Source organism: Fibrobacter sp. (genome assembly GCF_017545445.1).
GTDB lineage: Bacteria > Fibrobacterota > Fibrobacteria > Fibrobacterales > Fibrobacteraceae > Fibrobacter.
The window spans coordinates 18,976-45,026 of sequence record NZ_JAFWOM010000123.1; the positions used below are offsets into that span (position 1 = coordinate 18,976).

General features: G+C 49.3%; 22 protein-coding genes. 13 read left to right on the forward strand and 9 right to left on the reverse strand.

The window, feature by feature from the left end; translation table 11 throughout:
• Nucleotides 1-316: 316 nt before the first annotated feature.
• The 5 genes from IKG78_RS13590 to IKG78_RS13610 all read left to right on the forward strand — a co-directional run bounded on the left by IKG78_RS13590 (nucleotide 317) and on the right by IKG78_RS13610 (nucleotide 6,436).
• Entirely contained in the window at nucleotides 317-1,696 is a 1,380-nt protein-coding gene (locus IKG78_RS13590; RefSeq protein WP_290944422.1) for a hypothetical protein, read from the forward strand.
• Nucleotides 1,697-1,888: 192 nt separating this feature from the next.
• Nucleotides 1,889-2,275: a hypothetical protein gene (locus IKG78_RS13595; RefSeq protein WP_290944424.1), complete on the forward strand. Its 387-nt coding sequence runs from the start codon at nucleotides 1,889-1,891 to the stop codon at nucleotides 2,273-2,275.
• Between the two features lie 45 nt (nucleotides 2,276-2,320).
• Nucleotides 2,321-2,998 carry an epoxyqueuosine reductase QueH gene (locus tag IKG78_RS13600; protein ID WP_290944426.1) on the forward strand — a complete coding sequence of 226 codons (678 nt, stop codon included), beginning with the start codon at nucleotides 2,321-2,323 and terminating at the stop codon, nucleotides 2,996-2,998.
• Nucleotides 2,999-3,085: 87 nt separating this feature from the next.
• Nucleotides 3,086-4,045, forward strand: coding sequence for an FISUMP domain-containing protein (locus IKG78_RS13605; protein WP_290944428.1), 960 nt, complete (start codon nucleotides 3,086-3,088; stop codon nucleotides 4,043-4,045).
• Nucleotides 4,046-4,111: 66 nt separating this feature from the next.
• Entirely contained in the window at nucleotides 4,112-6,436 is a 2,325-nt protein-coding gene (locus IKG78_RS13610) for a YgiQ family radical SAM protein (RefSeq protein ID WP_290944430.1), read from the forward strand.
• Between the two features lie 198 nt (nucleotides 6,437-6,634).
• On the opposite strand, the gene IKG78_RS13615 is transcribed toward IKG78_RS13610, so the two are convergent.
• Nucleotides 6,635-7,480 carry a 50S ribosomal protein L11 methyltransferase gene (locus tag IKG78_RS13615; RefSeq protein ID WP_290944432.1) on the reverse strand — a complete coding sequence of 282 codons (846 nt, stop codon included), beginning with the start codon at nucleotides 7,478-7,480 and terminating at the stop codon, nucleotides 6,635-6,637.
• Between the two features lie 467 nt (nucleotides 7,481-7,947).
• Between IKG78_RS13615 and IKG78_RS13620 the strand changes: the two genes are divergently transcribed.
• The 5 genes from IKG78_RS13620 to IKG78_RS13640 all read left to right on the forward strand — a co-directional run bounded on the left by IKG78_RS13620 (nucleotide 7,948) and on the right by IKG78_RS13640 (nucleotide 11,962).
• Entirely contained in the window at nucleotides 7,948-8,982 is a 1,035-nt protein-coding gene (locus IKG78_RS13620) for a DUF4172 domain-containing protein (protein ID WP_290944434.1), read from the forward strand.
• Between the two features lie 275 nt (nucleotides 8,983-9,257).
• The gene (gene rpmH / locus IKG78_RS13625; RefSeq protein WP_014546417.1) at nucleotides 9,258-9,413 is read left to right on the forward strand and encodes a 50S ribosomal protein L34; all 156 of its coding nucleotides are present in this window, start codon (nucleotides 9,258-9,260) and stop codon (nucleotides 9,411-9,413) included.
• 38 nt (nucleotides 9,414-9,451) lie between these two features.
• Entirely contained in the window at nucleotides 9,452-9,790 is a 339-nt protein-coding gene (locus IKG78_RS13630; protein ID WP_290944462.1) for a ribonuclease P protein component, read from the forward strand.
• The gene (gene yidD, locus IKG78_RS13635) at nucleotides 9,774-10,025 is read left to right on the forward strand and encodes a membrane protein insertion efficiency factor YidD (RefSeq protein WP_290944436.1); all 252 of its coding nucleotides are present in this window, start codon (nucleotides 9,774-9,776) and stop codon (nucleotides 10,023-10,025) included. The genes IKG78_RS13630 and yidD overlap by 17 nt, the downstream gene beginning before the upstream one ends.
• Entirely contained in the window at nucleotides 10,022-11,962 is a 1,941-nt protein-coding gene (locus tag IKG78_RS13640) for a YidC/Oxa1 family insertase periplasmic-domain containing protein (protein WP_290944438.1), read from the forward strand. The genes yidD and IKG78_RS13640 overlap by 4 nt, the downstream gene beginning before the upstream one ends.
• Before the next feature lie 90 nt (nucleotides 11,963-12,052).
• Here the strand turns inward: IKG78_RS13640 and IKG78_RS13645 are convergent, their stop codons facing one another.
• Nucleotides 12,053-13,210: an LD-carboxypeptidase gene (locus IKG78_RS13645; RefSeq protein ID WP_290944440.1), complete on the reverse strand. Its 1,158-nt coding sequence runs from the start codon at nucleotides 13,208-13,210 to the stop codon at nucleotides 12,053-12,055.
• Between the two features lie 169 nt (nucleotides 13,211-13,379).
• On the opposite strand from IKG78_RS13645, the gene IKG78_RS13650 reads away from it, so the two are divergent.
• Nucleotides 13,380-14,441 (forward strand): hypothetical protein, encoded by a 1,062-nt coding sequence (locus IKG78_RS13650; protein WP_290944442.1) that lies wholly within the window; start codon nucleotides 13,380-13,382, stop codon nucleotides 14,439-14,441.
• A 69-nt stretch (nucleotides 14,442-14,510) separates the two neighbouring features.
• Nucleotides 14,511-15,257, forward strand: a complete 747-nt coding sequence (locus IKG78_RS13655) for a hypothetical protein (RefSeq protein ID WP_290944444.1) — start codon at nucleotides 14,511-14,513, stop codon at nucleotides 15,255-15,257.
• 63 nt (nucleotides 15,258-15,320) lie between these two features.
• Here IKG78_RS13655 and IKG78_RS13660 read toward each other — a convergent pair whose 3' ends face one another.
• The 3 genes from IKG78_RS13660 to IKG78_RS13670 are packed head-to-tail and all read right to left on the reverse strand — an operon-like array spanning nucleotide 15,321 to nucleotide 19,414.
• On the reverse strand, nucleotides 15,321-16,232 hold the full coding sequence (locus tag IKG78_RS13660; RefSeq protein ID WP_290944446.1) for a hypothetical protein: 912 nt from the start codon (nucleotides 16,230-16,232) through the stop codon (nucleotides 15,321-15,323).
• Nucleotides 16,233-16,235: 3 nt separating this feature from the next.
• Nucleotides 16,236-18,632, reverse strand: a complete 2,397-nt coding sequence (locus IKG78_RS13665; protein ID WP_290944448.1) for an RNB domain-containing ribonuclease — start codon at nucleotides 18,630-18,632, stop codon at nucleotides 16,236-16,238.
• A gap of 2 nt (nucleotides 18,633-18,634) precedes the next feature.
• Nucleotides 18,635-19,414, reverse strand: a complete 780-nt coding sequence (locus tag IKG78_RS13670; RefSeq protein ID WP_290944450.1) for a lysophospholipid acyltransferase family protein — start codon at nucleotides 19,412-19,414, stop codon at nucleotides 18,635-18,637.
• A 140-nt stretch (nucleotides 19,415-19,554) separates the two neighbouring features.
• On the opposite strand from IKG78_RS13670, the gene IKG78_RS13675 reads away from it, so the two are divergent.
• A complete protein-coding gene (locus tag IKG78_RS13675) occupies nucleotides 19,555-20,622 on the forward strand; it encodes a glucokinase (RefSeq protein WP_290944452.1) in 1,068 nt (355 codons plus the stop codon).
• Between the two features lie 73 nt (nucleotides 20,623-20,695).
• On the opposite strand, the gene IKG78_RS13680 is transcribed toward IKG78_RS13675, so the two are convergent.
• The 4 genes from IKG78_RS13680 to IKG78_RS13695 form a co-directional block, all read right to left on the reverse strand.
• Complete coding sequence (locus IKG78_RS13680) at nucleotides 20,696-21,754, reverse strand: FISUMP domain-containing protein (RefSeq protein WP_290944454.1); 1,059 nt, start codon at nucleotides 21,752-21,754, stop codon at nucleotides 20,696-20,698.
• A gap of 84 nt (nucleotides 21,755-21,838) precedes the next feature.
• Nucleotides 21,839-22,171 carry a hypothetical protein gene (locus tag IKG78_RS13685; RefSeq protein ID WP_290944457.1) on the reverse strand — a complete coding sequence of 111 codons (333 nt, stop codon included), beginning with the start codon at nucleotides 22,169-22,171 and terminating at the stop codon, nucleotides 21,839-21,841.
• 38 nt (nucleotides 22,172-22,209) lie between these two features.
• Entirely contained in the window at nucleotides 22,210-25,353 is a 3,144-nt protein-coding gene (locus IKG78_RS13690; RefSeq protein ID WP_290944459.1) for an FISUMP domain-containing protein, read from the reverse strand.
• 20 nt (nucleotides 25,354-25,373) lie between these two features.
• Nucleotides 25,374-26,051: FISUMP domain-containing protein (locus IKG78_RS13695; protein ID WP_290944460.1), on the reverse strand; the 678-nt coding region annotated here is incomplete at its 5' end.

Genomic DNA, 26,051 nt, shown 5'->3' on the forward strand with positions numbered 1-26,051 from the left:
ATGCATAGGTCTAAACAACGCGAGATAAATAGTCCAATAATTTGAGGATAATGATTGTTCGTCGTGAGAATGGAGGCGTCGGCCAAGGCTATTCCTTCGCAAGAGTGTGCAAAACGAGTGTCGCGGACGACTGCTTGCAGGCGTACATGACCGAGTGAAGCCACGGACGCCGTAGGCGTCCACTCTGAGCTGGGGCCCCGCTCGCATGACGTACTTTTTGCATTTAAAAACAGACTTTGAACTTAAAACCAACATTTTAGTTCATTTTTGGTCCAAAAGTGCCTCTTTTGCGTGTTTATATAATGGAGGTACTCTTTTGACTAGAATTCTCATTTTCGCACTCATCGTTTTCGCGGCGGCCATCGCTCCCACCCACGCATATGCGTCACAGCCACCTTTTGACGAAGCCCAAGTCTTTGAATGGTGGGACGACGGCATCATCACCCCCGAACAGGCCGACGAAATTTTTTCACGGCTTGAAGAAGAAAACTACGATGAAGCCTGCCTGCTTGCCGAGGTTTACGCCCAAGAGCCTTGTGCAGCCTCCCCCAAGCAAGAGAAAAAGCCTCGCCAAAAAAAGCCAAAAGTTGCAAAAGACAAGCCGACAAAACCCGAGCGCACCGCATCCATCATTCCGCACGGGCACATCACCTGGAAAGGCCAGTACGATTCCGACGGACACTTGAAAAAACACCGCAAGGAACTGCAGGTCCAATTTTATTATTTCAAATTGCGTCTCGGTTCGCAAGAACTGCTGAGCTACCAACGCAACGGGCTTGAGTCCCATTTTGGACAAATTTCAACCATTGAATTGCACAGCCATTTGCCGCTCGACACGCTATGGGGAACTTCATTTTCCTTCCCCATCGGCAAATTCCAAGTGGGGGCTGCTTTGGATACATCCAAGACATTCCATGCTCGGCTCGGTTTTAAACCGAACCGTCAAAACGAACTTGCCGCATCTTTTTGGAAATTCCCAGACGCAAATGCCGTCGCATTGCAAGCTCGCTCGACGCTCGGGCAAGTTTCCGCATGGTACCAATTCGGGCAAGACCGTCCACTCGTCAAAATCCAGCTGCAAAGCGAAAAGCGATGGCTTTCATGGAAAACGACCGCTTATCTCCACGGCGACAGCATTCCGCTGGGGCTCAATTTAAGCAAAGGCATCGCCGAAAACTGGCTGTGGGCATCGCAAACAGTCAACCTCCAGTGGCCAGAACTGCACGACGCGACATTCTCCGCCAAAGCACGCGTCTTGAGCCCCACCGCATCCGATTCTGTCAGTGCCCGTTTCACGGCTGCATTTGCCGCAGGCCCAAAGCATTTCCGCCCGAGTTTCAACGTGACCTGCCTCGAAGCAAGCGACAACTGCGCAGCCACCGAATGGAAGGGCAACGTCGAATCCGCGTGGGAGCCGTTCTCGTTCAAAGCCAGCACTAGGTTCCGCCACGACAGCCGCCAAGATGACAAGCCACCCAAAATCGAATTCTCCGCAAGCTACCGCACAACCCTCGCATTCGCAAAATTGACGGTCGCTTTCCCCGAAACAAACCCGGCCAAAGGCATTTCCGTCCAAAACGAAATCAAGCTCGACAACGATTTTCTCGGTTGCAATTTCGTTTTCGCGTTCAAAAGGACAAAAACAAAACCTTTCCAGCCCAATTACGCCCACCTGAATGCTTCGTTAAAATTTTGAGACAATTGTTCCCGAAACGGATTTTTTCGCAAAAAATGGACACTTTTGTAACCAAGAAATTCAATAATATTACAGCTTGGAATACGGGATGAATATAATATTAATAATACCCAAACACTCTCGGACTCCTTTAGGTTGCCTCCTTTGCCTGAAGGGGTTCTTTTTTTAGGCCCATTTTTTTATCTTAGCGGTATGTTTTTTATTGCAGCAATTATTGGGGCGATTGTCTTTTTGCCCTCCATCGTACTGAATATCGCACTCGCATGTGGAGCGCCGCTTGGCATGTACGCCATGAACGGTCGCCATAAAGTCGTCCCGAAAGAGATCCGCCGGGCGTTCGTGATGCCTATTATTCTGCAATTTGTGGCTCTTTTCACGATTTTGAGCGCAGGGCATGTGCTGCCGGAGACGATTCCGTTTGGAATCATACGCATTCTCGCCTTCTTTTTCGCGGTTTATTTGACGTTTTACACGGCGACGGTCTTGTTCAGCCTGAGCGCGAAGGAACGGCACGTCATGGGATTTTTCGCCATCGCATCGACCATTTGTTTTTGGATTGTCGCGGTGGGGACTATTTAGTAGGCGGTAGGAAGTTAGAAGTAGGCAGTAGGAAGGTTTCCATCAATGGACAACAAGCAACAGCCAAAGCATAATTACCAAGTCGATTTAGATCGCATCATCCGCCGTCTCGAAAAGTCGTGCGAGGTGCCGACGCTTTTGTTGCACGCTTGTTGCGCGCCATGCAGCAGCTACACGATAGAATACCTTTCGCAGTATTTCAAGATTACGCTTTTTTATTACAATCCAAACATCGCACCCGCCGAAGAATACCGGCATCGTGTCAATGAAATCAAGCGTTTTGTTGCGGAATTTAAGACAAAGTATCAGGTTACGTTAGTTGAGGGCGAGTACGACCCGAAAAAATTTTATGATGTCGCCCGTGGGCTTGAAAAAGAACCTGAAGGCGGAAAACGTTGTCGTAAATGTTTCGAGCTACGCCTTGCAGAATCGGCAAGACTTGCAAAAGAGTTGAACTGCGACTACTTTACGACGACGCTCACGATTAGCCCGATGAAAGACGCTCAAGTGTTAAACGAAGTTGTGCAGGAACAATGCGATATTTACGGCATCAAGCGGTTGCCGAGCGACTTCAAGAAAAAAGGCGGCTACAAGCGTTCCATACAACTGTCTCATGAGTACAATCTCTACCGCCAGAATTTCTGCGGATGCGTTTATTCCATGCGTGAAGCGGAGGAACGCGAAGCCAAGAAAATCGAAGGGAGTGCGAGCGAAGCTGATTAAGCCGATCCCGTCACAAGGTCGGGATGACATGCCGGAAGTTATTTTATATACTTTCATAGAATGAAAAATATTTGGATTTATGCAGTGATGATTATTTTTTTGTTCATCGGTGGGGGTTGTTCCGATGATGTCGCCACTGCGCACGAAGAATCCAGTTCATCCGAAAGTTCCGCTATTATAATACTCACTTCGTCTAGTGAGGCTTTACCCCTTTCTTATTCTCGACCGCCGAAAACTGTTTTTTATTTCTCGAATAAAGTAGAAATTAAAAGTTCCTCGTCCGTCAAAAAAGTATCTTCATCAAGTCGTGTAAAATCATCCAGTTCAAAGCCTAAATCTTCATCTAGCATAGCTTCGTCGAGTGCAATTGCAAGTTCCAGTTCCATTGGCCCAAGGTCCAGTGCAGATCTTCGTTTTTATGATTGCAGCGAGTATGATTGCGTTACCACAGAGTATTTGAATCCAACTGTATCTTATGGGGAACTTTTAGACAAACGAGATAATCAAGTTTACCGAACTCTCGTCATCAGCAACCATGTTTGGACTGCTCAAAATATGAACTTTGAAACGGAAGATGACTCTCTTGCGAAAAGTTGGTGTTACGACGATAAACCTGAAAACTGCAAGCAATTCGGACGGCTCTACAATTGGGATGCGGCACAAAAAGCTTGCCCCGAAGGCTGGCACTTGCCCACCGCCGATGAATGGTTTGAACTTATTGAAAACCACACATGCGAAATAGAAGAAGACGAAGACAACGCCGACATGTACCATTGTGCCGGCATCTCATTGAAAGCACTTCAAAGCTGGGAAGATGCCATCCCCAACACTAACGAACATGGTTTTTCCGTAATTGCCGCAGGGATTGCCGTTCCTGACGAATTTAAATATATTGGTAAAGTAAGTGATTTTTGGACAGCCACAGCACCTTACGAAAAATACGCTGGAATTGTCACTTTTGATAGAACTGAAGATTTTGTCACAATTGTACTGACCGATAAAAAATACGGACTTTCCGTCCGTTGCATCAAAGGGCGTGCGAAATAACTGCTGTCGTTTTGCAAGCTGCGATTTTCTATCTTTGACTTAAAACCCTCAACCCCAAATTCCATTATGTACGATCCTCGATTTTTACCGATTTGCAAAGAAGACCTGGACGAACTGGGTTGGGATTACGTTGACGTGATCATCATCAGCGCCGATGCATATGTCGATCACCCTTGCTTTGGGCATGCGGTTGTCGGGCGACTTTTGGAACATGAGGGTTTGCGCGTGGCGATTTTGCCGCAGCCGAACTGGCGCGACGACCTGCGCGATTTCAAGAAACTCGGGAAGCCGCGACTTTTCTTTGCGATTTCAAGCGGTATGGATTCCATGGTGAACCACTACACCGCCGCCAAGCGCCTCCGCAGTGACGATGCCTTTACGCCGGGGAACAAGGCAGGATTCCGCCCTGATTACGCGACATATACGTACGCAAAGATTTTGAAGAAGCTCTACCCCGATGTGCCGCTGCTCATTGGCGGACTCGAATCGAGCTTGCGCCGCGTGACGCATTACGACTATTGGAGCGACAGACTCAAGCCGAGTATTTTATTCGATACGCAAGCCGATATTCTCGTCTATGGCATGGGCGAAAAGCCGCTGAAAGAAATTGTTCGTTTGCTCAAAAAAGGTGTTCCGTTCTCGAGCCTGAATTCCGTTCCGCAGACCGCCTACTTGGCGCCCAAAGGGAACGTTCCGAAGAACAGCAAGTGGGAAGATTTGCGACTGTACAGCTACGAAGAATGTCTGGAAAGCAAGAGGAATCAAATCGAGAACTGCCGCAGAGTCGATATCGAATGCAACAAGTGGTTCCAGCACCGTATTCTGCAAGATGTCGCCGAACAGACCGTGGTGATTAACCCCGCGTACCCGCCGCTCGAATACGGCGAACTCGACGAAAGCTTTGAATACCCTTACGCCCGCGAACCGCACCCGCGTTACAAGAAACGCGGCAACATTCCGGCGTTTGATATGATTAAGTTCAGCATCAACACGCACCGTGGCTGTTTTGGCGGTTGCAGTTTTTGCGCCATCAACGCACACCAGGGCAAGTTCATTGCGAGCCGTAGCCGCGAAAGCATTCTGCGCGAAGTCGAAATTGTGACGAATATGGAAGGCTTTGCCGGAACAATCACAGACCTCGGCGGCCCCAGCGCAAACATGTACAACATGCGTGGCCGCGATCCGAGCCGTTGCCAAAAGTGCGCCCGCGCAAGCTGCCTCACGCCCAAGATTTGCGACAACATGGACACGCATCACGCCGAAATCTTGAGCCTTTATCGCGAAGTGCGCAACCACCCGAAAGTGAAGCACTTGTTCATCGGAAGTGGCGTCCGTTACGACATGCTCTTGCAGGAGACGAATGACGAAGAGCTCCGCAAGGACCACGAAGAATACGCCCGCGAACTCATCGACTACCATGTGAGTGGCCGTTTGAAAGTCGCACCGGAACATACGAGCGACGCCGTGCTGAAATTGATGCGCAAGCCGAGCTTTACGCTGTTCCACAAGTTCAAGGAATTCTTTGACGACGAATGCAAACGCATCGGCAAAAAGCAGCAGCTAATTCCGTACTTTATCAGTAGCCATCCGGGATGCACCGAAGCGGACATGGCTGAACTTGCGCTCGAAACGAAGCAATTGGGTTTCCAGTTGGAACAAGTGCAAGACTTTACTCCGACGCCGATGACCATTGCAACCGAGATGTTCTACGCCGAAATGACGCCGGACGGAAAGCCGCTCTTTGTCGCCAAAACGCCCGAAGAAAAAGCAAACCAGAAGCAATTCTTCTTCTGGTACATTCCTGCAAACCGCCCGCACTTGCGCGAAGTTCTGGAACGCCTCAAGATGGGTAAAGTCAGCCGCTTGCTGCTAAGCCGTACCGCAATGGCCGAGGGCAAGGAATACTTCCCGAGCAAGGAACGCGAAGAAAACGAAGACTTCCGCAAACGCGAAATGCAAAAGCGCGACGAACGCACAAACGCATTACGCCCGAAAAAAGAGAAAGTCAAGAACCGCTGGCGAGACGAAGGGTACGAAGGTCGTAGCTTCAACGAAGGTCGTGAAAATCGCTTTGGCGAGAATCGAGGATTCAGCGAGAATCGCGACCGCTTTGGCCGTGAAGGGGAACGCCAAGAACGCCGCGGATTCCACAGCGAGCGCCGATTTGACGATCGTCGAGATTTCGACCGCAACGAGAATCGCCGCGGCAATGTTTTCGAAGACCGTCGCGACTTTGACCGTAACGGGGACCGCCGCGGGAATCAGCAGAATGCGCCGTTCCGCGAGCACCGCAATGTGGAAGACAAGAACCGCTTCAACAGTGGCGAGATAAACCTCGCCAGCCGCCGTTCGCATGGCAAAGGTTTCAAGAAGCCGACGTTTAAGAAATAGCAGCGAGACCACCGCCGTGACCGTCATCCTGAGGAGTGGAACGACGAAGGATCCAGTGACAGTTCTACTAAAAACAGCAATGCCGGCACAAAGGCCGGCATGACAAATTAATTATGCGAGCGTGGCTGCAACGTTGACGCTTCGCGTCTTGTCAAACGGCTTGGCAATGACATCGCAAGCGATGTCACTTCACTCGCCTTATGCGTTTGTCGCCAAGACACTCCACCACTCACCTTTTTCGCGTTCAACAGAAACCTTGAAGCCGGCTTCATCGAACCACTTGAGGATGTAATCCTTTTCGGTGACGAGCTGTCCGCTGATGATCAGTTCACCGCCTTCGGCAAGCAAATCTTCGATGTCGTCGCGGAGCGGCCAAAGCTCGCTGCGGATCATATTGCAAAGAATCACGTCGAACTTCGTTCCGTCCTTGAACGCATCCAGGAATCCGAGCACGCAGTCACTTTCGCCAAAGCCATTACGTTCAAAGTTTTCCGCAATGCAGGGAATCGTGAGCGGGTCGATTTCCGTACCTACAGCAAGGCTTGCGCCCTTGCGACGAGCAAACATCGCCAAGATGCCCGTACCCGTACCGATGTCGAGAACCGTCTTGCCCTTGAAATCAACGTTTTCCATGAGTGCAGCACAGCTACTCGTTGTCTCGTGCTCGCCCGTTCCAAATGCAGTCTTTGCCTCAAGTTCCAAGACAACCGCTTCAGGATCTTCCGGCGTGAACTCCACCCAAGGTGGACGCACCCAAAGGTGCTCGCTCACAGCCACCGGCTGCGCACGGTCACGCCACCACTTGTCCCAATCCTTCGCAGGTTCTTCTGTCATCGTGAAGTTGTACTGTGGAAACTCCGCCACGATGCGGTCGCGTTCCGCCTTGTCGCCCGTGTAAAAGCAGAACTCCGTGCGGCCAGCGGTCACCGGGTCGAGTTCTTCGAGCGTCGCAACACCCGCTTCGAAAAGCAGGTAGCTTGCAAGTTCATATTCTTCATCGGGACAGTTGCCCTGAGCTTTGTACCAAGTATCAATTTTCTGCATAGTTTAAATTTATGAAAATAAAGAACGGACAGGACGAGTGTTGAAAAAATTGGGCGCATTATACGATTCCAACATGTTTTTGAGGCGAATTAATGCCGTATACTTTGTTCTAATACATACTAAAACAGGAAAATCGACATTTAGTATGTAAAAAAAAATGAAAATCTGCTCAAAAAAGCCAAAATACAGCCTTTTAAAGCAATCTTTCAACAAAAAGGCCCTCTAAAGCAGCTATTTGCACTAAAAATTACATACTAAACACCCTAAATCGACAATTTAGTATGTAACCACACAAAGTAACAAACTGCCAATTACATATTAAAACACATAATGACCTTTTTAGTATGTAAATCAAGTGCAGAATCAAGCGCTTCAACACAATTTTTCTCAATTCAACACCACGACACCCAAACATCCAAACGAAAAGCCGCAAAAAGAAATATATTTAGGCAAACCACTTCGAACTTATGCTCTACATCCATCAATTTCCAGACTGGACGCGATTCCGCTTCGATTCTCCCAAGGTGCTCCAAGCGCTTGGGCAGACGCGCCTTGAAGAAGGCAAGCTCATCGGAATCATGCAAATCTGCGGACTCAAGGACATCGAAGCAAAACTCCTCGCCGAAGACATCGTCGCCAATTACGCCATCGACGGCTACACGCTGGACCCCGCGCACACACTTGCCGAAGTGGAACTCAAAAGCAAAAGCTCGCAAAACTATATCAAGAACTATCTCGGCGCCATCCAAAACGCCTCGCAGCCACTCACTGAAGAACGTATTTTCAACTGGCACGCCGCCATGGGTCAGAACAAAGTCAAGCACTACCGCGAAACGCCCAGCGAAGTACAGACAACGTTAGACGGAAAACGACTCCATTTTGTAGGCCCGAATCCGGAACGCCTCCAAAGCGAAATGGAAAATTTTTTGTCGTGGTTCGAGAGTGCTAATATAGACGGGGTGATTAAAGCCGCAATTGCACATTTCTGGTTCATCACAATCCGCCCTTTCGCCGACGCAAACGGCAGGCTCGCACGCGCCATCACGGCGATGCAACTCGCCCGCGCCGAAAGCACAACGCATTGCCAATATGCGCTGAACAAGCAAATTAACGACAACAAAGCCGACTACTTCAAAATACTCTCGCGCACGCAAGCCGCGAGCGGCGATCTCACCGAGTGGATTTTGTGGTTCCTGCAAATGATGCGGGATGCCATCAAGGATAGCGAACAACTTTTCGCTTCTGAAATCAGCCGCATCCAGTTCCGTAGTGCCCACGCAAACGACACGTTCAGCGTCCGTGAACAGCAGCTCCTCGACGAAATCATGGCGGGCCGCCTCGCACAGCCTTTCACCGCCAAAGAAGCCGCCGCCCTTTTCAACGCAAGCCATGACACAGCCCTTCGCGAGATCCAGAGCCTCATGGACAAGGGCGTTTTGCAGACGAATAACAAAGGCGGCCGCAGCATGCGATATCGGCTCAAAGGCGCCGGGAACGAATAGTGGGAACGGTGATTTCTCGAAGCTATCGCTGGATATGCGACTTTTTTTGAGAATCTCTTGCGGATTATGGTTCCTAAATTCAAAATCTCATGTCGTCTCGTTTATGGTTGTTTATAAAATGTTAATAGATTGTGTTGAAATTGAATGGTTTCTGTTAGAGTCCCGTTTAGGGCGAAAAATGCATGCTAGAATCGTCGTAACCCCTTGATAATTACAGACTTTTTACTAAATTTGAGTCTCAAAAAAATTTTGTTTTTCATAGAAAGGTTTTTATCATGAAAAGAACATTCCAGCCTCACAATCGTAAGCGCGTTAACAAGCACGGTTTTATGGCCCGTATGGAAGACCGTTGGGGTCGTGCTGTCTTGAGCCGTCGCCGTGCTAAGGGCCGCAAGGTCCTCACCGTTAGCGACGAAATCTATAAGAAGTAAGTCGGGGCTGGCTTATAGCCACTCTGCGTTCTTATCGGCTGCCCAATCAGCCCGCTTATCGGCAAGTAGCCGTCCAAGGAAAGTTCGTCCGTGCCCCTGCTTTTAGCATGCGATGGATCGAAGCTCCGGACGGTTTTTGTCGTTTCTGCTTCCTTGCAAAGAAGAAGAACGGCAATGCCGTGTATCGCAACAAGTGTCGTAGAATTCTGCGACCACTGTTTTATGGTATTGTCCCGAATATCAAAAAGCCTGTGTGGGCGATGATTATCGTGAGTGACAATTCCAAGGAAATGTCTTCCGAGCGTTTCCGCGAGTCTGCCCAGAAAATTTTCCACAAAATGGAATGGGACAAGCAGTCGGATGTGGCAGAAGGTTAAGCTAGCTTTGGTGGCCGCTCTTGTTGTGCCTATCCGTCTTTATCAACTGGTGCACCCTTATTTTTTCCACGGTGTCTGTCGTTTCCAACCAACGTGCTCAAACTATGCAATTGAAGCGTTACGCGTGCACGGACCGTTCAAAGGTTTCTATCTTGCGGTTTTTAGAGTCTTAAGATGCAACCCCTTCTGCAAGGGCGGCTATGATCCGGTTCCGCCCCCTAAGGATAAAAAATGAACAAGAATACAATCATTGGTTCCATTCTCATCGCGATTATCGTAATTTGGTGGATGGCTGTCAATAACGCTAACGCCGAGGCGCAGGCTGCCGCTCGCGCAAAGGCTAAGGCAACTGCCGCACAAGCTTCCAAGGATTCCGCAAGTGCCGCAGGGGCGCTCGTGCTTCCGAAAAAGACTCCTGAAATCAAGGCCGCTCCGGTTCTCGGCGGCGGTACAGACGAGAGACGTGGTTCGACTAATTCGACAGGCTCATCAACCGGCTCACCAACCTTGACGAAAGACGAGAGCGGTTCGGCCCTTCGACAGAGCTCACCGACCTTGGCAAATGATAGCTCTGCAGAAGTGAAGGCCCCGGCGGAAATCAAGGAACGCTCGGTGACGGTCGAAACGGACAAGTTCATCATGACGCTTACGAACAAGGGCGGCAAGGTGAAGAGCGTGATTGTGAAGGCTCTCCCGGACACGGCAGGCAATTTCCCGGAGCTCATCCAGGATACGACGCTTGGCGCATTTGATCTCAAGCTCGACAACGCGGACTTGAGCGAAGCGATGTTCGAACTCGGCAACACTCCCGAAAAGATTGTCGTGAACGATAGTGCGAATGTGCGTTTTGCCTTCCAGGATGTGAACGGCAATCAAGTGATCCGCTCCTACGGCTTTACCAAGGAAGGTCCGGCAGTCCGTCAAGAAAACAAGTTTATCGGGTTCCAGCCGTCTGCATATGAACTCGCATGGAAGGGCGGCCTCAAAGAAACAGAAGACATTCCGAAGTCCAAGGGAATCATGGGCGTTGGCGGTGGTGGCACCTATTACTTTAGTGAAGTTGTTTTTAACAACGTTTATTCTGTCGAACGTGAAACTCCGCGTGAACAAACGTCTTATAATGCAACTGAAGGCAAAGTCATTTGGGCGGGACTCCGTCGCAAGTACGTTGCAATGACGGTCCAGTTCGATGAAGCTGTTCCTGCAACTCTCAAGACGAAGCCGATGAGAGTCGAAGCAAACGAAGCAGATCCGGGTACGTACAAGCTTACGATTGCTGACGATTTCCGTAACTCGCAGTCGCTCAATTACAATTTGATGGTGCTTCCGCTCAAGTGGGACGATGTGGCATCGCTCAACAAGGACTACGAAAAGATTATCGTGAGTGGTTGGAGTTGGTGCGGCGCTGATGTCTGGTTCGTCTGGATTTGCAAGATGCTCCTCAAACTTTTAAACTTGTTCTATAGCATTATTCCGAACTACGGCGTGGCAATCATTCTCGTGACGCTCATTGTTCGCGGTGTTACGACTCCGTTTACCGTAAAGCAAATCAAATCGACTCGCGGCATGGCCACCCTCAAGCCGCAGCTCGACGAAATCAACGTGAAGTATCGTAGCGATCCGCAGAAGAAGCAAGCCGCCATCATGGAACTTTACAGCAAGAACAACATCAATCCGCTTGCAAGCTGCACGGGCGGCTGCCTCCCGATGCTCATCCAGATGCCGATTTTCATGGGACTCTTCTTTGTCTTTGGCCGTGCAATTGAACTCCGTGGCGCTCCGGCATTCCTCTGGATTACGGACTTGAGCCGCAGTGATGTTGTCTGGAATGGCATCAGCATTCCGGTGATTATGCCGGCAGGTCTTGCGATTCTCCCGTGGCTTATGGTGATTTCGACGTATTTCCAGACCAAGATAACGATGAACTCGAATGCTGGCATGGATCCTGCACAGCAGAAGATGATGGTGTGGATGATGCCTGCCATAATGCTTCTCTTCAGTGCCGTGATGCCGTCGGGTCTTGTGCTCTACTGGATTGTCGGTAACATTTGGATGATTCTCCAGTACAAGTACATCTACAGCAAGTTCCCGCCGATTAACAACGGCAAGACTCCTTCGGGTTCTTCCAAGCTCAAAGGCAAGAACGTCAAGGACGCTGAAATCGTGAAGTAACCCTTCGACAAGCTCAGGGACCACCCTCAGGGGGAGCCATTAAAAAAGAAGCCGCAACCACGGCTTCTTTTTTTTGCAGAAATTTTACCGCTATTCAATTTCAAAGGTCTTGCCAGCGTACATCTTGAGCAACGATTTCGAAAGAGATGTCTTGCTAGTGAGCTTGTCTGTGTCAATCGTTTTCTTCTCGCCCTTTATGTCGAAAGCGATTGTAGCACCTTTGTCCGTAACATCCATTTTTACGGTTGCTCCCATCACGAGCGGCAATTTAAAATCGCCATGCCCGGCAGGGAATCCGCATATCACGGGAATGTCGTACTTTTTGAGGTACTTCGAAAGCATGGCTTCGGTGCTTTCGTAATCGAGATCAGTGCCGGAATCGACAAATTCACCAAGGATAACGCCCTTTACGTTTTCCATGACACCATGCAGTTCAATCGAATGGAACATGCGGTCGATGTTGCGCAGGTTTTCGCCGATTTCTTCCATGAACAGGATAATGCCGTCGTTCTGGAACACGTCGATATCGGAAGAACCGATCAGCGGAACGAAAGTTGTCATGTTGCCGCCTACGAGAATCCCTTCGGCTTTGCCTTTTTGATTGTACTGATGCGTTGGCAATTTATATGTAGGAACCGTTCCTTTGAGCAAGTCGCGTAAAAGCGTACTGCTCGTATCTTTGCCTTGAGTCTGTGCGATAAATGAACTCATGGTGCCGTGAATGCTCATGACGCCCATCTTTGTTTCCAAGGCATGCAGCGTTGTGACATCGCTAAAACCAATCAACCATTTGGGATTTTCTTTCACGAGTTCCGGGTCGATAAGATCGACAAGTTGAATTGTGCCGTAACCACCGCGATTGCTGAGAATCGCCTTGATGCTCGTGTCTTTGAGGGCTGCGGTAAAGTCGGCGGCACGTTCTTCTGCTGTGCCTGCGTATTTGCCGGCTTCGAGTTTCCCGACGTTTTTCCCGATGACAGGCTTGAATCCCCATTCCCTGATAACGTCTGCGGTCTTCTGAATATTCGAATCGGGCGTGGTGTAAGAGAGCGAAAGCAAAGCCACTTTGTCGCCCTTCTTGAGAAACGCTGGTGCGGTACATTCGGCAAGCGGTTCGGATTTCGCATTGGAATCGAAAAGCGCTGCACTGTCTATAACGTCGTTGCTACAAGCCGAAAAAAACATCGTGAGCGAAATTGCCATGCACCACTTCGAAATGCTCGGCAGCCCCAATTTTTTAACATTCATAAAATTCCCCTCTGGATAATGCTAAAAACATTTTATAGAGTGGAATATATATTTTGACGGAGCGAAAAGTAAACTTTTTCTTTTAATTGTGCTTTAAATTATATTATTTTAGTAGATGAAAAAATGATTATACCATTAAATTGATTTGGGGATTTTTCAAAGGATTTTTATGAAAAAGGTTGCATTATTTGCTTTAGTTTGCTGCACGGCGTTATTCGCCCAAGAAACATCATCAGCAGAAACCTCAGCTGCTAAAATCACTACAGCAGGAACCGTCACGGAAACAACAGCCGTCGTTCCATCAACTGAAACCGTTGCCGAGAACCAAGTACGTCTTGATGAACAGGCGAAATCGCCCACGGAATCTGCTGCCACTGATGTCGCGGATTCTGCAACATCAAAGAATTCGGAGGTTGCAGCGGTTGCTGTAAGCAATCCATCTGCAAGCAGTCAAGAAGTGGCAGCGGTTGCTGTGCCCGAATCAAAACCTGCACTTGTGCGTCGTAGCGAACTGAAAGGAAGCGCTATCGGCACGTCTGATGAAACTCGCGATGAAACTCGCAATAAATCTGGCGAATCTTGCATTTTATGCGGCGAAGTTCAAAACGCCTTGGGTGACAGTTTGGCGAAAAAATGGTCGCATTTCATCGGTGCTGCGGTTACAGTTCCCATAACTCAATACAAAATAAATCATCAAAAAATTGATTTGATTGATTACGGCATCAATATTTCTTACATGGTCGCTAGCCGCTGGGGCTTTTCGACTAGACTATCCGTTTCTGTAGGCGGTTCTGCAACGGACAACATCCGTTTTGACGATTCGGACGATTGGCAAATCGGTACATACGGGGCTGTTGAACTCGGTGCAGGCATGAGCTTTGTGAACAACAGTTTCTTTACGTTTGCGCTGTTTGCTATGGCCGGCATCGAATATGTTATGTTTGAAACCGAAGAAAACGCTTACAGCCATAAGGAACTTGGCAGCGTTGATCGCAGCTTTAATGAAACTTTGGCAGCCCTTACTTTAGGCGGCGACATTTTGATGCGAATCGCCATTACGGAACGCGTCGGTCTTTTTGCAAGCGTGGGCGGTCGCTGGGTGGCTAGCACGGCTTCTGAAACGACGGTCAAATACAGGCAAGGCGATTACACGCGTACAGAAAGCGTCATTGACGACGGATGCGGCAATTTCAGCATCGTGCCTACATTAGGCATCATGTGGCGTTTTTAGCGAAATGTCATTATATGTCAGTGCTGTTTTGTAAATTATATCAGGTTTTGAATGAAAAGAGAGGTATAGATGTCGCAACAGCCTGAAAAAAATTTGTTCGTCTTACGCGTTTTTTGCTATGTATATGGCACAAAGAAGAGTTATAGCATTGATAAAAATGATTTCTTGTACTCCTCTAATGTCAAGCCTGGTTTCTATGTGATGGAAAATGATGTGGGGTACTATCAGTCTTTAGCTGAAGCGGAAAAGCAAATTCGCAAAATTTCCAAGCAAAAAGACGACGATATCTACGGCTTTTTTGTGACCGAATTGCCTTTAGGTTCGCTGATGAAGTCTTGCGATTATATTTCGTGCCGCCGGTACCTCGAAGATGGTTCGCTTTGGCTAAAAAGCGAAGGACCTAGCGATCTTCCGAGGCAATTGAGAGTCTGCAATAAAGAATATTTTAACGGTCGTGACCCCAAGACGATTCGTTTTAAGGAAGGCGATATTGTAGAAATTCCGCAGGATGATTATGTGAAGCTTGCGATCGTATGGAAAACTCCGTCAACTACAGAACAGGTAGAGAATTATCGCGATCAGCTTCGTAATCACAATGTTCAAGCGAAAAAGTTACTGAACGAACTAAGTATGGGCGATTCCTACAACATTGTCAGTTATTCAGTGTCGGAAGATGGAAGCGTAAGCTATTGTGTTTCTGACGAGCCTTCCGTGAATGTGCTGCCGCCTTCGAAGCCTGTCCCGCGAAAAATTGCAGCTGAACTGCGCAAACAATTGAAGCGAGCCAAAGAGGAAGAATTTGATTTGCCGTTTTAAAGGGAAAACAACTAGCGTATAAAGCACAGAGTGGTTGTTTCCATTTTGGAAACAACTGCTTTTCTATTTCTTCAACTTGTCAATCAGCCGTTTGGCAGGGAAACCGACGAGCTGGAAACCTTTTTCCCAGATAAAGTCTTTAATGCGTTCGGCACGGGTTTCGTTGCATTTGGGGAGCCAGCTTGCGTCAAAGTCTGCGTCGAGTCCAGCATTCAGAACGAGGGCGGCGTAGTCCTTGTTGAGGGCATCGTATGCGTGATGGCGTACGAAGTGCTTCTTTTCTTCGTAGTCGAAACGGCGTTCCAGAAGCTTGCGTTTCACGAATCCTGCCCCTTGCTGGATAAGTTCGTCGTATGCGAAGAACACGGGGCGTTCGGTGCGGTAGAGCGATTCCATGAGGACTTCGGCTTCGGTGAATTTTTCGCTCAAGCCGACTTCGAGCTTTCGGGTGACATCGTAGAATTCGGTCTGTTCCGGAGTCTCGAAAATGTGCAAGAAGAACACGCCAAGCGCGGCGGGTTTCATGTACAAGAAGAACGATTGCAGGTGCGGTGCGAATTCGTCGTTGCTTGTGAGCGATACGACGTCGGCACTACTTTTTTCTGCACGTTCGAAGAACTCTTTGAATTTGTTCTGGTAATAGACGATGGAATCGTTGATGAGCAGCAGACGCTCCACATCGCGTGTGATGAGGCCGGGAGCGTAATTGCCAGCGTTGTCGGTGCGGTTTGCCTGCAGTTGCAAATAACGCCGCCACATGCCAAAGTCAAAGCCGCGATTTTCGGTGAGGAAAAGCTCGATGTGGTTTTCCTTGAGAAAATCGTAGGTGTCGTTTGAAAGCGTCCGATGATTCGTCAAGAGAACGACTTTGAAGTCAGTCTCCGCGAGATGCTTGAGCGCAAAGCGGACGTAGCCGGGGAGGTCTTCCCCGACTTGGTAACTGGCATAGAGGGCGACTTTATTGCATGCGTCCATCAACTATCTTCCTCTGCGGCCTCCTCGGCTGCTGCGTCCACGACCTTTTTCGCTAGACCTGCGACCACGCCTTGCTTCTCGCGGCTGGCTTGCCACATGGAAACCTTCGCCGTCGCGGCGGTTGTTGCGTTCGTCGCGGTCCTTGCGGAAACCGCCACGTTCGCGGGCATTGCGTCCGGTGCGTTCAAAACTCGGACCGTCAAAATCCCTGCGGCCACGGCGACCGCTAGACATGTATTCCGGTTCGTCAAATTCGTCGTCTTCGTCCGGCTGGCTCACGTATCCGAGAGCTTCGGCGGCTGCGGCACGGTCTGCACGTTCGTTGAAGTTGCGGATGTCGCGTTCGGTGTCTTCGCGGCTGCGACGTTTTTTCGGTTCAGGGCTCAGCTTTTCGGTGATGCTGAAGTCAGCCTGACCGCGTAACGGATCAACGCGGAGGAGCTGCACCATGACCTTATCGCCACGGCGGAACGTGCGTCCGCTGCGTTTGCCGAATGCAAGCCCTTGGTCGGGATTGAACACGTAATAATCGTCACCAGCGATGTCGCGGTAACGCACAAGGCCTTCAGCAATCGGGTCGTCGATGGAAACATAAATGCCCCATTCCTCGATGCCTGTAACGCTCGCTTCGAAGCTATCGCCGATGCGGCTCTTCAAAATCCAGCAGCTGCACACCTTGATAGCGATGCGTTCCACCTTCATGTTCTTGATTTCATTTGCCGAAATCAAGTCGCAAACTTCAATCACGCTGTTTACGCGGTCAGCGGTGATTTCCTTGCCTTTACGTGCAAGTTCACGATGGCACCAGAGGTCGGCGTAACGGCGGATCGGCGATGTGAAGTGGCTGTAATCTTGCCAGTTCAAGGCGAAGTGCCCGAAGCTGTTGCTGTCGTAATGAGCCTTCTGCATACTGCGCAAAATGCGGTTCGTGAGAGTCTCGTCACCAGCGGCACGCTTGACCAAATGTTCGTACAGTTTGAACGCCGTCGGGTTCAAGTTCGTGTCGCCGCTGCGCGGCTTGCCCAAATCACGCAACATCACCGGAGCGTCCTTGAACAGATCCGGGTACATGTAGTACAGCTCCATGATGTCCTTGGTGTCTGGAGCTTCGTGGATACGGTAAATGCCTTGCAGTTTGCGCTGCTTGAGTTCCTTAGCGCAGCAGTTGTTCGCAATGAGCATGCACTCTTCGACCCAAGAGTTCGATTCGTCATGTTCACGTGGCACAATCTTGATCGGTTCGCCGTTCTCGTCGAACTTGCAACCGTATTCTGTTGTCTGGAATTCGAGCAAACCTTCCTTGGTGCGGTTCTGCTTGAGGAGCGCGGTCACTTCGGCAAGAGCCTTGATGGAGTCGTCGCCTGCTTCCATCATCTGCACGGCCTGCTGGTACGTGATACCCTTCGTAATCTTCACGACGCTGCGATGGAAATCCCAAGAGAGCACATTCGCGTGCTTGTCCAGTTCCATCATGCAAGTGAATGCGCAACGATCCACGCCTTCGTGCAAGCTGCAAACGCCGCTCGAAAGCTTTTCCGGGAGCATCGGCACTGCAGTCCAAGGCAAGTATTGCGTATAACTTCTTTCGAGAGCTTCTTCGTCGAGGTCGCTCCCTTCGGGCACGTAGTAGCTCACGTCTGCGATATGCACGCCGAGCTTGTAGCCGCCGTTTGCGGTACGTTCCACGCTGATGGCATCATCGTGGTCCATGGCGCCTTCGGGGTCGATGCAAAGAATGTCGAGCTTGCGGTAATCGATGCGGCCCTTGAAATCTTTTTCCGTCGGATCAGAGATGGATTCGACATACTTCTTGATGGCAGGGCTGAAGTCCTTGGGGAGATTGCTTTCTTCCATGAACTTTGTCTTGACTTCGTCCCAACTGACGTTGTTCAACTCGGCGGAACGATCGACCTTTGCCAAGTAGCTGTGCTTGAGCTTCGGGTGCGGATAAAGCGTGAAGCTGATGGTCTCGCCTTCCTTGCCTGGAGCTTGTCTGCGGTGGCACATTTCATAAACTTTGCCGGTATCGAGTTCGGTAACTTCCCAGTCTTCGTCACCGGTTTGGTGCAAAATGCCACGCTTGACGCGAGTGCCCGAATCTTTTTCGGTCTGCCTACGGCTGCGTGCACCCGGACGGCGGTTGTCTTCAACGCCCTGTTCTGCAAATTTCTTTAGACGCTTTTCGCGTTTTTCTTCGAGAGGCTCGCCATCGCCCAGCTGGTATTCCTTGTGGGCAGAACGCTTTAAAACGCCACGCTCGATCATGTCGGCGAGGAGCTGCTTGAAAGCCATCTTCTGTTTTTTCGGGAGGCCGAGAGCGCTGCGGAGCTGGCTCCCTACCATGGGTTCGTCACGGAGAATTGCAATAATTTGTTCTTCGCTCGGTAATTCTTTAGCCATAATTAAGCCTCCTTGTTTTCAGTTGCCACGCTTTCTGTCGCATTTTCTGCAGCTTTGGCGGCGGCAAGTTCCGCTTGCTTATAAGGCATAGCGGATTCAATCAAATCATGTGTTTCGTCGCGGAGATCGGCCATCGGTTTGTCGGCGTAATCTTCGTAACGGATGAGCGGATGGACGACCATCTCGACCGTGCCGGAATAGACTGCCCACTTGACTTTGGGGAGAATCTTTCCCGTATTAATAAATGTAACAGGTAAAATTGAAAAATGTTGTTCTTTCGCTAAACGGAAAATTCCATTTTGGAACTTGAGCATGTGACCGTCTTCGGTGCGGTGGCCTTCAGGGAACACGACAATGTTGTAATTGTCTTCGAGGCGTTTTTTGAGAATCTTGCCGAGGCCTGCGTTCATGCGTGGATTCTTGTGAATGGGAATGTTGCCGGAGTGGTCCAAAACCCATCCGAAAACGGGTGCTTTCCAGAGGCTAGCCTTTGCCATGAAAGATGCCGTCGCAATGGAATGCCAAACGACATTGATGTCCAAAAAACTTTGGTGATTTGCGACGATGACGTAGCTCGTGCCTTGGGGAATGTTTTCGGCGCCTTTGACCGAAACTTTGATGCGGAAAAGTTTGAAGATGATTTTTTGGAAGGAGAATGTGCAAATTTTGGTGCAGTCTGCCCAGCGGCCCCGGATACCACAGTAAAGTGTATAAGGGATGCCTGCGACAATCATGATGGTGAAGACGATGAAGTAATAAAGAAAAGCAAGAATAGCGCGCATTGTCTCTTTTTTATTGAAATAGGTGAATTTATGGACATATTCAATATAAATATATCCCTTTGAGTTTAATGTATATTTTTTGAGCGGATTAAATCGGTTGTTTTTATTATATTCAACGTGAAAATCATGGAGTTTTAACTATGGAAATTAAATGGCTTAATCCCGATGCAAAGTTTGACCGTCTTGTTTTGGCGGGCGATATCGGTGGTACGAACACGAACCTTGGCCTTGTGGGCTACAAGGATGGCAAATTTACGCTCATTCTCGAAACCGTTTGCCCGAGCCAGTGCATTGAAGGGCTCGACGCCCCGATCCGCGAAACGCTCAAGGTTGCCGCCGAAAACAACGCTTCGCTCAAGCCGTCCCACATTTGCATCAGTGCCGCAGGGCCTGTGGCAAACAACAAGTGCGTCATGACGAACCTCCCGTGGAGCGTCGATGGCGATGCGATTACGAACGCGACCGGCATTCCGACGCTTGTCATCAACGACTTTATGGCGATTAGCTACGGCATCCCGACGCTCGATGTCGATGACCCAAAACAGATTTTCAAGCTTGTACATACTGACGGAAGCACGCCTGCCCCGCAGAAGACGACCAAGGCCGTGATTGGTCCGGGTACGGGCATGGGTGTCGGATTCCTCGCATTTGACGGCGAAAAGTACATCCCGGCTTGCTCCGAAGGCGGCCACTCTACGTTCGCTCCGTTTGACAAGGATTCCCAGGATTTCCGCGACTACATGGAAAAACGCATTGGTACGGTGCCGGGCGTCGAACCGCTCGTCTCTGGCATGGGCCTTGCACACCTCTATGAATGGTGGCGCGACACGAAGGGCGTTCCCGAGAATGAAGCTTTCAAGAAGATTGAAGAAACCGATTGGCACGACCGCCCGAAGTACATCAGCCGCGCAAGCGATACCGATCCGGTTGCCGCCGAAATGATGCGCTTGTTCGTGAAGATGCTAGCCCGCTTCGCAAGCGATGCCGCGACGCTCTTCCTCCCACTTGGCGGTTTCTACCTTGCTGGCGGCACAGTGCAGAAGGATTTGCGCTGGCTCGAACGCGATAACTTGTTCATGACTTGGTTCGAAAAGAACTACAATCCGAACATCCGCCCGCTTTTGAACAAAATCCCGGTGTATATCATCAAGGATTACAGCATTAGCTTGTACGGCGCTGCCAACGCAAGCCTGAACTTGCAGAAGTAAGTTGAATCGCAAAATTCACAAAAAGTTTTCCAAAAAAGCTCCCCATTTCGGGGAGCTTTTCAGTTAGTTTAAGTTACTGATCCATTACGCAACGGACTGATGCGCCAAAATGTTTTTGGTCATCCCCATATCCAAGATTTGAAATACCAGCTTCATCGTATTTCAGAATCCAACCCTCGGCGCCATAAGATTCCAACTCATTGGCACTCCAATAAAATACAATTTCGCCCACCGGCCATATTCCATTAATTTGCTGACATGGACCATCAAATACGCCAACACCAACTGCCGAAAAACCGGATGCATTCGTCGCATCGGGCCACTTCCCGTGATATAGTGCAAGCATTGCCTCACGAGATCCACTAATGGATTCAAGCAATTCATTCCAATCGTCGTTAGTCGGAATATGCGAGCCTTCAGGACAAAGACCACGATGCGGATTTCCAATAAGTCCTGGAACATCATGAGCTCTAGCACGCTCCCATTCATCGCCAATATCCATTGCTGCCATCCAGACTTGGTTGCCAATTTTAATCGTTTTATAGGTACGATTGTCGCGTTTATCATATAGTTCTCCATATTTCAAACTGGAATTTGTCCAATCTTTACCAATCGGAAAATCATAAACATTTGCAATACGAATTCGTTTGTCACTACAGATATATAGAGAATCCTTGAAGAACACTCCTTCTCGGGCTGCCGTGCAAGTTTCACCAAACGATTCCTCTTCTACAGACGCTTTTCGCCATATACCACCGTCGCAAACAAAATGCGTTTTATTTCGTTCAATTCCATACACCCATTCTCCTTCGCTAAAAATTTTGTCTCCCGATTCGTCATATGTGCAACGGTATAAATAGGTATTGACGTATATAGTATCTTCTATTTCTGACCATTCGTTATTTGTACAATTGAAATAGCGCCCGTCTTTGGACTTCCGCATTTCGCCGCTGCGTTTTGCCGTACAACCGAGCAAACCCAGAGAGCAATCGCTTGTGTTGCCTGTGCGCCAACCATTATATTCCTTGGCTTCGTCCCATACATAGCAGATACGGTCGCCCGGAGTCGCAACACCTATCGAATCGCCCCACTTGACCTTGCCCCACATCGATCGTCGTCGAATTTTCGCCACAAGTAATCGTGACAACCGTTCCTTCCTTTGTCATGGAACAGCCCGTGCCGTCATCGCCATCCTTACCGTCTTTGCCGTTCAGCACTACGCCAATGGAATCGCCACCGCAGATAATCTTGACGCCGCTTTTGTCCTTGAGTTCCTTTGTCGTGCAAGTTGCAGCACCGCCCCTTCGGCAACGGCATACCACTTGCTGTTGGTGCATTTTCTAGGAGCGTACTCGCCTTTGACCCACACCATTTCGCCATCGTTGTCCTTTTTGCATTTGGGGAGCTTGGAAACATCCGAAATGACGTCGATGCCGCTTTGGTTCACTTGCGTGATGTTTTCTACCGTCGAATTGTCACTGCAAGCGGAGATAAGGAGTGATGCTAAAAGCGCGGGGGCGATTTTTTTAAAGATGTTTTTGCAATTCATGAATACGTTCCAGGTGGAAAATTGGTTAGCAAGGATGATTAATCGATGGAGTCTTTGAAACAACGGATGGAATTACCATAGTGTTTGCCGCCATTGCCGGAGCCACTGAGAAACGTTTCTTTCGCACCCAATCTCCAAAAATTGGCCCATCTATCACGATACTCAGTGGCGCTCCAGAAGTAGGTGTCAGAACCGATATATTCGAAGCGACCATTGTTGCAATCACCAACAGGAAGAGCAGAAAAACCGCTATAGTTCGTAGCATAATTCCATTCTATATGGCCCATAGACTGTTGTGCCATATAACCTACTTGTATAGAATTTTTTGTTGCCTTAAACAAAGCGTTCCATTCATCGCCTGTCGGGATATGCCAGCCCTCCGGGCAAATTCCTTGATGTGGATTCCCAATCATTCCTGCAGGTACGGAATCCTTTTGCCATTTGGAATCAATATCCATTGCGGCAGTCCAGGTGTAGTAACGGCCACCCTTCAAGCAGTTTGTGGTATCATTATTGTAACACCAGTTGTTACCCACCAAGTAACTGTGCGTTCCTTCGTCTGCGTAGTTCAAGTTCTCCGCCATTACTGTTATGCCGTTAATAACTACAGTCTTGTAAGTGCGGCCATCGCGTTTGTCTTCAAGTGTTCCATATTCTACTTCGGGATTGAAATAATTCTTGACACCCACATCGAAATCATATAGGATCGCATTACGGAACTTGTTATTTTCGCATATTCTTGTAGAATCCTTATTGAACGAACCGTTCAAGGCTACTGTACAAGCCTCGCCAGCTTGTTCTTCCGCAGTTGTAGCTTCTCGCCAAACTCCGGCATCGCATACAAAATATGTCTTGGTATCGACAAGGCCCAAAACCATTTTGCCTTCCTTGTCGCAATCATAGCCGACGGTGTTGTAAGCAACCTTATCAACCATCAACGTCCAAGCATGGTTTGCCGCACAACTGTAATAGCGGTTATCCTTGCTAGAACGCCCCATTTCACCTGTGCGGTTTGTAGTGCAGCCCATCAAGCCCAAATTCACATCATTCTCACTAGCATCACGCCATTGTTTTTCGGCCTCATCATAAACATAGTAGGCCGAAGTGCTGTCGCCCTTTTGAACATCGCCGTCGCTGCCTTTAACCCAGCCTTGAGTATCCACGATATAAGCGGTGGTACGGACCCATTCGCGTTTTTCGCACTTGTACCAATAGCCGTTTACAAAGCCCGTATTTTTGCTAATGTTTGCGGCTACGCTTTCGATGCAACCGCCCAACTTCTGTTCCACCACGGAGGCATCTCGCCATTCTTTTTTGACTGCATCGTACAAGTAGTATTTCGAATTCGTTACAGAACCGACTTTCACTTCACCGTCCTTACCGGCAGCCCACTCGTACGTGTCTTTTTCAAAATCGCTCGCAATTATCCAACGCATATAGCCAAGTCCATCGTCATCCTTGCAGATGTAGCGTGTCTTGGAACCTTTGCGTTTGCCGGCGGTCGCTGCCTTGACTGTTCCTGCCTTTTTCATTGTGCAACTGTCAAGGCCGTACTCCTTGTACCAGAAATTGCGCACAAACTGTTCAAAATTCGGAACTTTAGAAGACAACCCCCAGCCAGCCACGTTATCGCGAATTTTTGCAAGCCGTCCCGCGCTGTCCGCATCAGCCCCCCATTCGGCAATCTTCATGCGGGTCGTTGCGTCGTCCCATGTGCCGTCCTTTTCCATGTCGTTTGCAATTGTCTGCAAAAGCGTGGTGAGGTCTGCCACGGAGCGGTCTCCTTGGAACATGAGAGAGAATGCTAGCAAAGCGCCGTCTTCATCGGAACTGCCCGCGATGTTCAAGTCTTCGGAGTTGCTGAAATCCGTCGCATCAATGTTCAGCAAGCCGAATACTTCTTTTTGGGCCTGCTTTTTGGCCGCACGGACTTTCATTTTCTTTTGCGTGACCAAGTAAATCACGCGCTCGTATTCCAAATGCGTGAGCAAGTTGATGTTCACGATGTTGCGGTCGTTTACATCGGTAATTGCGAACAGAGTAAGCTCCGAATTGGAATTTTGCCCCGTCACCTCATTGCGATAATAGCCGGTCGCTTCGAGCATTACGTACTGGCTTACTAGCATACGAGCATTTATCTTGAATTCGCCCTTGTCGTTCAAAATTTTTCCGTTAAAGCTGTTGCCTGTTTGCGTGAGCGTGCGACCATCTTCCATTTCACGAACGAGCACCTTGGAACCCATCAGGAACGGGCCTTTCTGCGTCACACCCGAAACTTCATCCAAAGAAACAGCAATTTTTTCGGAATCAAGCGGAGCGATTTCACTGCTTCCGGAGCCGCTACCTTGCCCCACATCGATCGTAGTCGAATTTTCGCCGCAAGTAATCGTGACGACTGTTCCTTCCTTTGTCATGGAACAGCCCGTGCCGTCATCGCCATCTTTGCCGTTCGTGCCATTAGTTCCATTTTTACCATTGGTGCCATTTTTGCCATCCGCACCGTTCTTGCCGTTAAGTAAAACACCCACAGAATCGCCATTGCACAACACCTTCAAGCCGCTATTGTCTGCAAGTGTAACTGCCGTGCAGCTAGCGCCATCAGCACCTTTTGCTCCATCCTTGCCGTTGGTTCCGTTCTTGCCATCTTTTCCATTGCTTCCGTCTTTGCCATCCTTGCCGTCGGCACCATCTTTTCCATTGGCCCCGTCTTTACCGTTCAGCACAACGCCAATAGAATCGCCACCGCAGATAATCTTGACACCACTTTTGTCCTTGAGTTCCTTTGTCGTGCAAGAAGCCCCTGCCTGAGCAACGGAATCGACTGTCGCATACCATTTGCCATCGATGCAAACTCGAGCCGAAACTTCGCTTTTGACCCACACCATTTCACCGTTGTTTTCTTTTGTGCATTTGGGCAAATCTTTGACTTTGTTCACCACTTCCATGTTGGATTGCATCACTTGAGTGACATTTTCGACGGTGCTGTCGTCACCGCAAGCGGAGAGGAAGAGGAATGCAAAAAACGCGATGGACCCTATCGCTACGCTCCAGGGTGACAATGCTTGTTTGTCATTCTGGAACGACTGCAGGGAGTGATAGAATTCATGGTTCCTATTGCTACGTTCCTGGGGGGCAAGCTTCCATAGTGACACTTTCTTTAGGGCGGTGTTCATGAGTTTCATTGAGACTCTCTTTTTTAACGTTATTTCTTGACGCAGCGGACGGAGATGTATTGGTCGTTGTCCATTTTATTTGTCGCCGAGTATGAATCGCCATCGCCATTGAGGGCCAAGGCAAAATGGCTTGTATTCTTGACTTTTTCGGTGGATGTCCACCAATACCCCATCTTTCCGATGTTCTGGCAAGTTTGGTCCTCGTTGCACTTGCCGCCGGGGAGGGCCGTAAATTCAAGGAAGTCGTCCCCATTTTCAGGTGTCCATCCGCTCGTAGCCTTGAAATGGGCGCCGGCATCGTACAAGGGAGCTCCTTCCATGGAGTATTCTGCCAGGGCTTCGTATTCGGCGCTTGTCGGGAGCCGCCAGCCTGTGGGGCATGCGAGATTTGCGGCCTCGAAATCGTACAAAAGACCGTATGTTTCGCAGTTTTCTGCCTTGTCGCCATAACACATTGTTGTTCCAACGCTAGGAACGTAACGCAGGTTTTCCTTTGTCCAACATTGTTCCTTGATGACGACAGTTTTGTATTCGTAGTCACCACGAGTTATCGTCGAAACGCCGCATGTCCAAGAAGATTCATCGCTTGATGATTGCGGCGGTTGCACGCTGCTTGATGATGGTGGTTGTGTTACAATGCTTGAACTGGATGCAGCAACAGAGTTTGGCTCGACAGACGAGGAGGACCCTTCGGCAGGCTCAGGGAC